This window comes from Thermomonas sp. (assembly GCF_035369645.1).
In the GTDB taxonomy this organism is placed as follows: domain Bacteria; phylum Pseudomonadota; class Gammaproteobacteria; order Xanthomonadales; family Xanthomonadaceae; genus Thermomonas.
The window spans coordinates 1-8,391 of sequence record NZ_DAOOUM010000069.1 but is presented as its reverse complement, the minus strand read 5'-3'; the positions used below and the strand labels follow the sequence as shown (position 1 = coordinate 8,391).

General features: G+C 60.6%; 8 protein-coding genes and 2 tRNA genes. 1 reads left to right on the top strand and 9 read right to left on the bottom strand.

Features of this window, described 5'->3' with window-relative positions; genetic code table 11:
• Positions 1-25 precede the first annotated feature (25 nt).
• The 8 genes from PK789_RS11005 to tpiA all read right to left on the bottom strand — a co-directional run bounded on the left by PK789_RS11005 (position 26) and on the right by tpiA (position 7,343).
• Positions 26-1,072, bottom strand: coding sequence for a PDDEXK nuclease domain-containing protein (locus PK789_RS11005; RefSeq protein WP_324308822.1), 1,047 nt, complete (start codon positions 1,070-1,072; stop codon positions 26-28).
• Complete coding sequence (locus PK789_RS11000) at positions 1,069-3,471, bottom strand: type I restriction-modification system subunit M (RefSeq protein WP_324308820.1); 2,403 nt, start codon at positions 3,469-3,471, stop codon at positions 1,069-1,071. Before PK789_RS11000 ends, PK789_RS11005 begins: the two co-directional genes overlap by 4 nt.
• Positions 3,472-3,666: 195 nt before the next feature.
• Positions 3,667-3,756: transfer RNA gene (locus PK789_RS10995), tRNA-Ser, on the bottom strand.
• Between the two features lie 87 nt (positions 3,757-3,843).
• Positions 3,844-4,821, bottom strand: a complete 978-nt coding sequence (locus PK789_RS10990; protein ID WP_324308818.1) for a LysR family transcriptional regulator — start codon at positions 4,819-4,821, stop codon at positions 3,844-3,846.
• Between the two features lie 72 nt (positions 4,822-4,893).
• Complete coding sequence (locus PK789_RS10985; protein WP_324308817.1) at positions 4,894-5,736, bottom strand: DUF6159 family protein; 843 nt, start codon at positions 5,734-5,736, stop codon at positions 4,894-4,896.
• Positions 5,737-5,971: 235 nt separating this feature from the next.
• Positions 5,972-6,056 (bottom strand) — tRNA-Leu (locus tag PK789_RS10980).
• Between the two features lie 56 nt (positions 6,057-6,112).
• Positions 6,113-6,574 carry a preprotein translocase subunit SecG gene (gene secG / locus PK789_RS10975; RefSeq protein WP_324308816.1) on the bottom strand — a complete coding sequence of 154 codons (462 nt, stop codon included), beginning with the start codon at positions 6,572-6,574 and terminating at the stop codon, positions 6,113-6,115.
• 22 nt (positions 6,575-6,596) lie between these two features.
• Positions 6,597-7,343: a triose-phosphate isomerase gene (gene tpiA, locus PK789_RS10970; RefSeq protein WP_324308814.1), complete on the bottom strand. Its 747-nt coding sequence runs from the start codon at positions 7,341-7,343 to the stop codon at positions 6,597-6,599.
• Positions 7,344-7,410: 67 nt separating this feature from the next.
• Here tpiA and PK789_RS10965 point away from each other — a divergent pair, with 67 nt between their 5' ends.
• The gene (locus PK789_RS10965; protein ID WP_324308813.1) at positions 7,411-8,091 is read left to right on the top strand and encodes a DUF6445 family protein; all 681 of its coding nucleotides are present in this window, start codon (positions 7,411-7,413) and stop codon (positions 8,089-8,091) included.
• Positions 8,092-8,121: 30 nt separating this feature from the next.
• Here PK789_RS10965 and PK789_RS10960 read toward each other — a convergent pair.
• Positions 8,122-8,391: 2OG-Fe(II) oxygenase family protein (locus PK789_RS10960; RefSeq protein WP_324308811.1), on the bottom strand; the 270-nt coding region annotated here is incomplete at its 5' end.

Here is an 8,391-nt window from a genome sequence, read left to right as displayed (position 1 = left end):
ACCTCGGTCTGCTTGTACCCCGCCTTCATTCCCCCAACTCCTGCTGCTGCGCCATCCGCACCAGCGCCCGCTCGCGCTCGCGTTGCAGCTCGCGCTTGAGTTCTTCCTCGCTGGGCAGGTAGGGCAGGTACTTGGCGGCGAACAATTGCTGCTGGTCGGCGAGCACCGAATACCTCGCCACGGCTTCGCTTTTCTCGCTGCACAGCAACAGGCCGATGGTGGGGCCGTCGTCCGCGCCGCGGATGCGCTCGTCGTACAGGCGCACATAGGTGTCCATCTGCCCCACGTCCTGATGGTTGAGCTTGCCGAGTTTCAGATCCACCAGCAGAAAGCATTTGAGCTTGAAGTTGTAGAACACCAGGTCGAGATAGAAATCCTCGTCCTCGAAGCGGATGCGCTGCTGGCGCTCGACGAAGGCAAAGCCCTTGCCCAGCTCCAGCAGGAACTGTTGCAGGTTGGCGATGATGCCTTGCTCCAGCGTGCTTTCCCGATACGTTTTGTCTTGCAGGTTGAGGAAATCCAGAATGTACGGGTCGCGCAGGAAGTCCTTGGCGGTGTCGGCCAGCGGCTGGGTTTTTTCCCCGGCCTCGGCCTCGACCAAGGCTTTGTCCTGGCTGCTGAGCAGGCGCTCGTAATACAGCACGCCGATTTGCCGCTCCAGCGCGCGCACGCTCCAGCTTTGGGTGATGGCCTCACGCTTGTACCACTCGCGGGCGGAGGAGTTTCCCACCCGCGCCAGCGCGTTGTAATGGCTCCAGCTCAATTCGAGAGACACCGTCTCTCGAATCGGAAAGGCCAGATGGAAGCGACGCATGTTGCGCAAGTTGCTGATGTCGAACCCTTTGCCAAACAGGGCGGCAAGCCGCGCCGAAAGCTCGGCCAGTTGCCGTTGGCCGTAGGCGGCGCGCGCCTGCCCCTGCTGCTCATGCTCCACGATCAGGCGGCCGATCTCCCAGTAACTGGCCACCATGGCGCTGTTGACGCTTTGCCGCACATGGCCACGCGCCTGTTCGATGATCTGCGCAATTTGCCCGACCAGTGGGGCCAGTGCATCGGCGGTTGCGGGCTTCATGCGGCAAAGCCCATGCGGCGTAGGTGTGCGGCCACTTTCTCGGACAAGGCGGCGACTTCTTCGGCCAGTTGCGGCAGCGGTGTGGCGTAGCGTTCGGCCAGTTCCTTCACTCGCCGGGTCAGCGCCTGTGAGACGCGCTCCACTTCGCCGTGCACGGCAGCGGACAGCGTGGCAAGCCATTTGTCGTCCACTACCAGCGTTTGGATGTCATCCACCGTGAGCTTGGCGTAGTGGGCGAAGGCTTTGCCGTCGAGTTCGGTTTCCTGCGCTTTCAGCGTCTTTTTCAGTGCGGTGATTTGCTCGGCCAGGGATAGCCATTGTTTCAGGATGGCCAACTCGTCGGCGGCGTCGCGGTCCTTGCCGATTTCGCGGATGCGGTCTTTCACGGCGGCGGCGTTGACCTTGTCGAACCCGGAAAACGCGCCCTCATCGCCACCGTGTTCTTCCTCCAGCGCTTCCAGCGCGCTGCAGGCGGTATCCAGTGCGGCGCTGGCGGTGTCGATGGCATGTTGTTCGGCAGTGAAGTAGCGCGCCACGATCAACGTCTTGGGGATCAGATCGCAGCTCCAGCCCTTGGCCTTGCCCTTCTTGTCGGTGGCCACCGTGGGCACCGCCTTCCAGCCGTCGGCGGCGAGCAGGTAGGCATCGTCCTGCAGGGTTTGCGCCCAGTAGTCCATCAGGTGCTGATAGATGGCGTAGGCATCCAGCAGCGGAGCCTTGGCGTAGGCGCCCAGCAGACTTTCCGACACGTCATGGATGAACTGCTTGGGGTGGCCACCGGCATCAAAGCCGGTGAGCGTGGCGCGCATGGCCGTTTCCCATTCGGCATGCAGTTGCGTCACCGTGGTCTGGAGGGCCTTGAACTCGGGGTGTTGCAGGATGGCCGGCTTCACCTCGATCTGTGGCAGTTTCAGTTGCAGGTAGCCAGCGCGGCCGGCGCTTTCGAACAGGGCGGCACGCAGCGCGGGCATCTTCGCCCAGTACGCTTGCAGTGCGTCCACGTCACGCTGCGGGATGCCGCCAAGCAGGTGGCCTTCGATGTCTTGCAGGTCTTCGGCGGCGCTGGCGTCGATGTAGCGCGGCAGGTTGAGGTTGTAGTCGTTCTTCGTGCCGCGGATTTCGTCGAAGCCGACCATGCGCGCATAGCCGGGCACGTCCTGCGCCTTGCGGAAGGTATCGACGATTTGGTGGATGTCCTGCTCGCGCAGGCGGTTCTTGTTGCCGTCCTTCAAAAAACCCTTGCTGGCATCAATCATGAAGATGCCACGGCGGGCGCTGGCGTTGTGCTTGTCCAACACCAGGATGCAGGCGGGAATACCGGTGCCGTAGAACAGGTTGGCGGGCAGGCCGACGATGCCGGCCAGCACACCGCTGGCCACCAGTTGCCGGCGGATAGCGGCCTCGGCATTGCCACGGAACAACACGCCGTGCGGCAGAATGCAGGCGCCCTTGCCGCTGGCTTTCAGGCTGCGCAGGATGTGCAGCAGGTAGGCGTAATCGCCCTGCTTGGCCGGTGGCACGCCCCAAGCGAAACGCTGGAAGGGGTCGGCATCGGGGGTGAGGCCGCTGCTCCAAGCCTTGTCCGAAAATGGCGGATTGGCGACCACGTAGTCGAAGGTGCGCAGCGTGTCGCCATCCTTGAACTTGGGGTCGGCCAAGGTGTTGCCCGACTGCACCGAGGCATCCGGGAAGTCGTGCAGGATCATGTTCATGCGGGCAAGGCCGGCGGTGGTGGCCGAGATTTCCTGCCCGTACAGGGTGATCTTGTTGACGGCTTCGGCGGCCACCTTCAGCAGCAGCGAGCCTGACCCGCAAGTGGGGTCATAGGCAGTGGTCTGGCGGTTGGTGTTGTGCGGGCCAATGCCGATCAACTGCGCGATGGTGCGGCTGACTTCGGCCGGGGTGTAGAACTGGCCCTTGCTCTTGCCCGAATCCTGAGCGAAGTGGCGCATCAGGTATTCGTAGGCATCGCCAAGGATGTCGTCGTGCTCGGCGCGGTTGTCGGAAAAATCCAGCGCCGGGTTTTCGAAGATGGCGACGAGATGGGTCAGCTTGTCCTGGCGTTCCTTGCCTTCGCCCAGCTTCTTGGGGTCGTTGAAGTCAGGGAAGTCGCTGTGCGAGAGGCTGCTGCGGTTGGCCTCGATCAGCGGCTGGATGATCTGGGTGTTGATGCGGTCGCCGATGTCGGGCTTGCCCTTCAGCGCCTGCATGTCCGCGAAGCTGGCCCCGCGCGGGATCACCAGTGGCGCGAGGTCGTCGCCAGCGTATTTGTCGCTGACGTACTTGATGAACAGCATGAACAGCACGTAGTCCTTGTACTCGGACGGCTCCATGCCCCCGCGTAGCGCATCGCAGGAGGCCCAGAGGGAGGAATAGAGATCGGATTTCTTGATGGGCATGCGGGAATTCGTTGTCCAAAAGCGGCGGTCGGGGCATCCAACCAGAGGAGTTTCGCTGCACAGGATGGTAACGCGCCCCGCACGGCACAGCCCCCAGATACGCCAAAGGCGCAGCCAAGCGGCTGCGCCTTTGGTCGGTATTTTGGTAGAAACGATCAGCGGGCATCGCTGAAACCGTTGAAAAAGCTAGAGAAGTGGCGGAGAGAGTGGGATTCGAACCCACGGAAGGTTTAACCCTTCGCCGGTTTTCAAGACCGGTGCCTTAAACCGCTCGGCCATCTCTCCGATTTAGCGCGTCCATTGTCGCATGCTTGGCCGTGTTGGCACTACATAATCGTAGCAACCTAGACTGTAAGCATCAGGCTGCGAGCATCACGCATTCAACGCGCGTTTGCCGCGCTGCGCCTTGCGCCGCAGGCATTCGGGATCACTGCATTCCAGCCTTGCGGCATCCAACATCGTGGGTAGTTTTTCGGCCAAAAAATCAATAAACACCCGTACCGCCGGCAGCATGCCGCGCCGCGAAGCAAACACTGCATGCGCAATACCTTGCGGCAAGCGCCATTGCGGCAGCACTACTTCCAACTCGCCACGGCGCACCGCTTCGGCACACACCGTTTCTGGCAACAAGGTGATGCCAATTCCGTCGCAAGCCATCGCCAACATCATCGGAAAATCAAACCCGGTAATCCGTGGCTGCAAGTCGATCCGCCGCACTTCGCCATCCGGGCCATGCAGCTCCCAGCGTTGGCGCGCATCATCCTCGCTGACGCTGAGGGTGACATGCTCGGCCAATTGTTCGGGTGTCTGTGGCCGCCCCGCGCGTTGCAGGTACTGTGGGCTGGCCACCAGCAACTCTTGAATTTGCCCGAAGCTGCGCATCACCAAGCTGCCATCGTCATCCAATTTGCTGCGTACCCGAATGGCGATATCCACGCCCTCATTGATCACATCAACGCGTCGATTGCTGACCGTCAACTGCACCCGCACCTTGGGGTACAGGGCCATGAAATCTGGCAATAATTTGGGGAATTGCTGCTGCGCCATCGACACCGGCACGCTGACCCGCACAGTGCCGCGCGGCTCGGCGCTGAGTTGGTCCACCACCTCGCGCGCAGCCTGCGCCTCGGCCAGCATCGACTGTGCATGGCGATGCACGCTGGTGCCCACATCGGTCACCGCAAACCGCCGTGTGGAGCGTTGCAGCAAGCGCACCCCCAACTCGGTCTCCAACGCGCTGATGCGCCGGCTCAATCGTGATTTGGGTATTCCCAATGCCCGCTCGGCAGCCGCAAACCCGCCGTGATCGACGACCGCAGCGAAGTAATACAGGTCATTGAGATCCTGCATGTGACATTTCCAATATCAGAACGATACTGAGGATTTGAGCATGTCAACGCTAGAATATGCAACAAAACTCGATTATTTGATGGCAAACGCCCGCGCCAACAGTGGCCCATCAAACCCGGTGGACGCCTCTTGCCCAACCGCATAGCGATACAGTGCTGCGGAATAGATGCCCGCCAGTGCTGCGTGGATCAGCGCCGCAAGCAAAAACGCCATCACCACAATGGCAATGGCCACGCCAATCAGCACCGCACTACCACTGGTTGCTGCCACAATTATCAGCAGTACTGCCAGTACCGACATCACCACAAAAATCAAACCAAACACCAGCCCAACACCCCCCTGCCCGATCAAGTTCTCGCCCCAGGTTTTCTTGAGCAGCAAGGCGCTTTCCTTGATGGCATCGATCGGGCCTACATCACGGCTGACCAATACCGGCACCACGAGGAAGCTGGCCACAGTCCATGCCACCCCAAGGAAGCCCACCGCAAGACGGCCCAGCCAGCCGGCGCGCTCCTGTAGTGAGCGCAGCAGCAAACCCACGGTCGCGGCAATCGCGGCATAACCCAGGATTGGAAGCGCCTTGCTGCGTGCAATTTGCAACCCATCACGCAGACTGGGGGAACCCCCTTCAAGCCGGATCAACGCTGCACCCACCAACGCCGAGTTGAAGAAAAAAATGACGAAGTACTGCACCAAGTAAAACAAGAACCCCAGCACATACATCGCCAGCGAAGCGCCTCCGCCCCGCACCCCATCCAAAACGCCCAACCCCAGCGCCGGCAGCACAAATGCAGCCGCAACCACCAGCGTACAAACTGCCGACAACAAGGGAAACACTAGCAACTCCTTGTCCTGTCGCAACACACCAGCACTGGCCTTGATCAGGCTCCAGCTACGAGACAATCGCGCAAACATCGGCAAACCCCATTCATCACAAGCAGCGTTGCCCACATCCTACCCGCGCAAGCCATCCAGGGCGAGACCGCCTAATCGTGTTGAATCACCCGCCTTAGATCCGTGCCCCCAATCGTGCCCCCAACTTGGTCGACTTCAATGGCCCTGCCTCGAACGGCATGAAACGAAAAACCCGCCATGTAGGCGGGTTTCGTAGGGTTTTCTGGACTGTATGGGACTGTCTGAAACCGCTTATTGGTGCCCAAGAGGGGACTCGAACCCCTACGACCTAAATCGCTACCACCTCAAGGTAGTGCGTCTACCAATTCCGCCACCTGGGCAATGCTGCGGCCGTTTGGCCGGTTACTGCAAGTTTAAAACGTGTCGCGATGCCCCGTCATTTGCTGGGTGCGGGTGCAGGCTGTGTTGGTTTTTCAGTGGCCGGCTGCGCGGTGGCTGGGGCCGCCGTGGGTGTGGCTGCGGGGGCCGGCTGTGCCGCCGTGGGTGCTGCCATCGGGATGGCTGGAGCGTTTTGTGCAGGTGCGGTGGGGAGGCTGGCCGCCGGTTTGGCTGCCTGCTGTGCCATCACGCCCAGATCCACTTTGGCCGGGCCTTTGCCTGTCGCCTGCTTGCTGGCATACATCGCCATGCCCATGCTGGTGACAAAAAACACGATGGCCAGCCACTTGGTGGACTTGCTGAGGAAGTTGGATGCGCCACGCGCGCCAAACACAGTGGCCGAGGCGCCGCCGCCAAAGCCGGAACCGGCTTGGGCACCAGAGCCCTGTTGCAGCAGCACAAACGCGATGATGCCAATCGACACCAGCACATACAGGATTTGGATGAGTTGCAACAGCATCGGGCTTGTCTCTGAGGTTCGGTCAGGCCAATGCAGCTGCAATGGCCAAGAAATCTGCGGCCACTAAGGCAGCGCCGCCGATCAACCCGCCATCCACGTCGGCCTGCGCAAACAGGCTGGCCGCATTGTCGGGCTTCACACTGCCGCCATACAGTACAGGCAGCAAGCCGGCGATTTTAGCATCCTGCGTGGCGATTTGGCTACGGATGAAAGCATGCACCGCCTGCGCTTGTTCCGGGCTGGCGGTACGGCCGGTTCCAATCGCCCAAACCGGCTCATACGCCACGATGGCATTGGCAAAGGCGGCCACGCCCACCAAGTCCAGCACTGGCTGTAACTGGCTGGCGATGACAGCCTCGGTTTGGTCGGCTTCACGTTCTTCCAAACGCTCCCCCACACACAAAATGGGGGTGATACCGGCCGCTTGCGCTGCCTGAAACTTCTGCGCCACCAGTGCACTGCTTTCCGCGTGGTATTGCCGGCGCTCGGAATGCCCCACCAAGGTGTAGCGCGCGCCCACATCGGCCAGCATGGCAGCTGCCACTTCACCGGTATATGCGCCCTTGGCATGCGCGCTGACATCCTGCGCACCCACCGCAATCTCCGAGCCTGCGCAATGCGCCAAGACATCGCCCAAATACGGGTACGGTGGCAACACGATCAGATCGACCCTTGCGGGTGCCTCTGCCTTAATCGCAGCGACTAGTGCTGCGGCAAAATCACGGCTGCCTTGCAGCTTCCAATTTCCGGCAACGATTTTGCGGCGCATGCACAGCTCCTGTTTTGTTTATCAGCGAAGTTTAACAACCCCGCACATAGACTCGTATAGTGGCGCGATGAATAGCCGATTCCCGCCCACACCGATGCTGCGGATGCTGCCCTACCGCAAACCCACCGAAGGCCGTGATTACTGGGTCTTTGATGATGTTTTACCCAATGCCCACGCCGTGCGTACGCGCTGTTTGAACAAGCAGGATTGGGCGCTGGGGTTTCCGCATACGGGCGAAAGCTGGCCGGGCCGACGTGCGATTCCGGCCCTGGAGCCGGATGAAATTGCACACATCGAAGCGCGTGTAATGCAAGCCACTGGCGCAAAAAAACTTTGGGTACAGCAAACGCCCGAAGGTAAGACCCTCAACCACAATTGCGTGCAGGTGGTGGGTGAAAAGGAAGCCGGTGCCCGCCCGCATACGGATTCACTGGCATTGTGCCGTTACGCTGCGGTGCTCTACCTCACCCCGGATGCGCCTTCACAATGCGGCACCAGCTTTTTCCGCCAGCGCATGCCCAATGGTCAATTGGGCGGCAACATCGTCAGCAAACCACACAACAACTTGGTGGATGCCTTGGGCACGCGGTTTGTACCACCAAATTCATTTGTGGAAGATCTGCGCATTCCCAATAAGTTCAATCGTCTGCTGCTGTACAGCGCTGCCGTCATCCACAGCGCCACTGCATATTGCGGCAACGTATTGGCGGATGAACGTATGGCGGCGGTGTTTTTTTGGATGACGTGAGCAAGTGTCCATACATGATCACAGCGCAAATCACTTCAACTTGATCTCGCGCAGACGCTCTTCCAGATAGCCTTGTGCGGTGATCGGCTCGGGGTAGCGGCTGGGGTTGTCCGGCGTGATGCAGGACGGCAGCACGTCGATCAGGAAGTCCGGATTGGGGTGCAGGAAGAACGGCGTGGAATAGCGCGGCTGGCGTGCTTTTTCACCCGGCGGATTGACCACGCGATGGGTGGTGGATGGATACACATGATTGGTCAGGCGTTGCAACATGTCGCCAATGTTGACCACGATGGTGTCGGC

Coding starts and splice junctions, on each gene's coding strand:
- PK789_RS11005 (WP_324308822.1), bottom strand. CDS start 1,072: ATGAAGCCCGCAACCGCCGATGCACTGGCCCCACTGGTCGGGCAAATT.
- PK789_RS11000 (WP_324308820.1), bottom strand. CDS start 3,471: ATGCCCATCAAGAAATCCGATCTCTATTCCTCCCTCTGGGCCTCCTGC.
- PK789_RS10990 (WP_324308818.1), bottom strand. CDS start 4,821: ATGCAGGATCTCAATGACCTGTATTACTTCGCTGCGGTCGTCGATCAC.
- PK789_RS10985 (WP_324308817.1), bottom strand. CDS start 5,736: ATGTTTGCGCGATTGTCTCGTAGCTGGAGCCTGATCAAGGCCAGTGCT.
- secG (WP_324308816.1), bottom strand. CDS start 6,574: ATGCTGTTGCAACTCATCCAAATCCTGTATGTGCTGGTGTCGATTGGC.
- tpiA (WP_324308814.1), bottom strand. CDS start 7,343: ATGCGCCGCAAAATCGTTGCCGGAAATTGGAAGCTGCAAGGCAGCCGT.
- PK789_RS10965 (WP_324308813.1), top strand. CDS start 7,411: ATGAATAGCCGATTCCCGCCCACACCGATGCTGCGGATGCTGCCCTAC.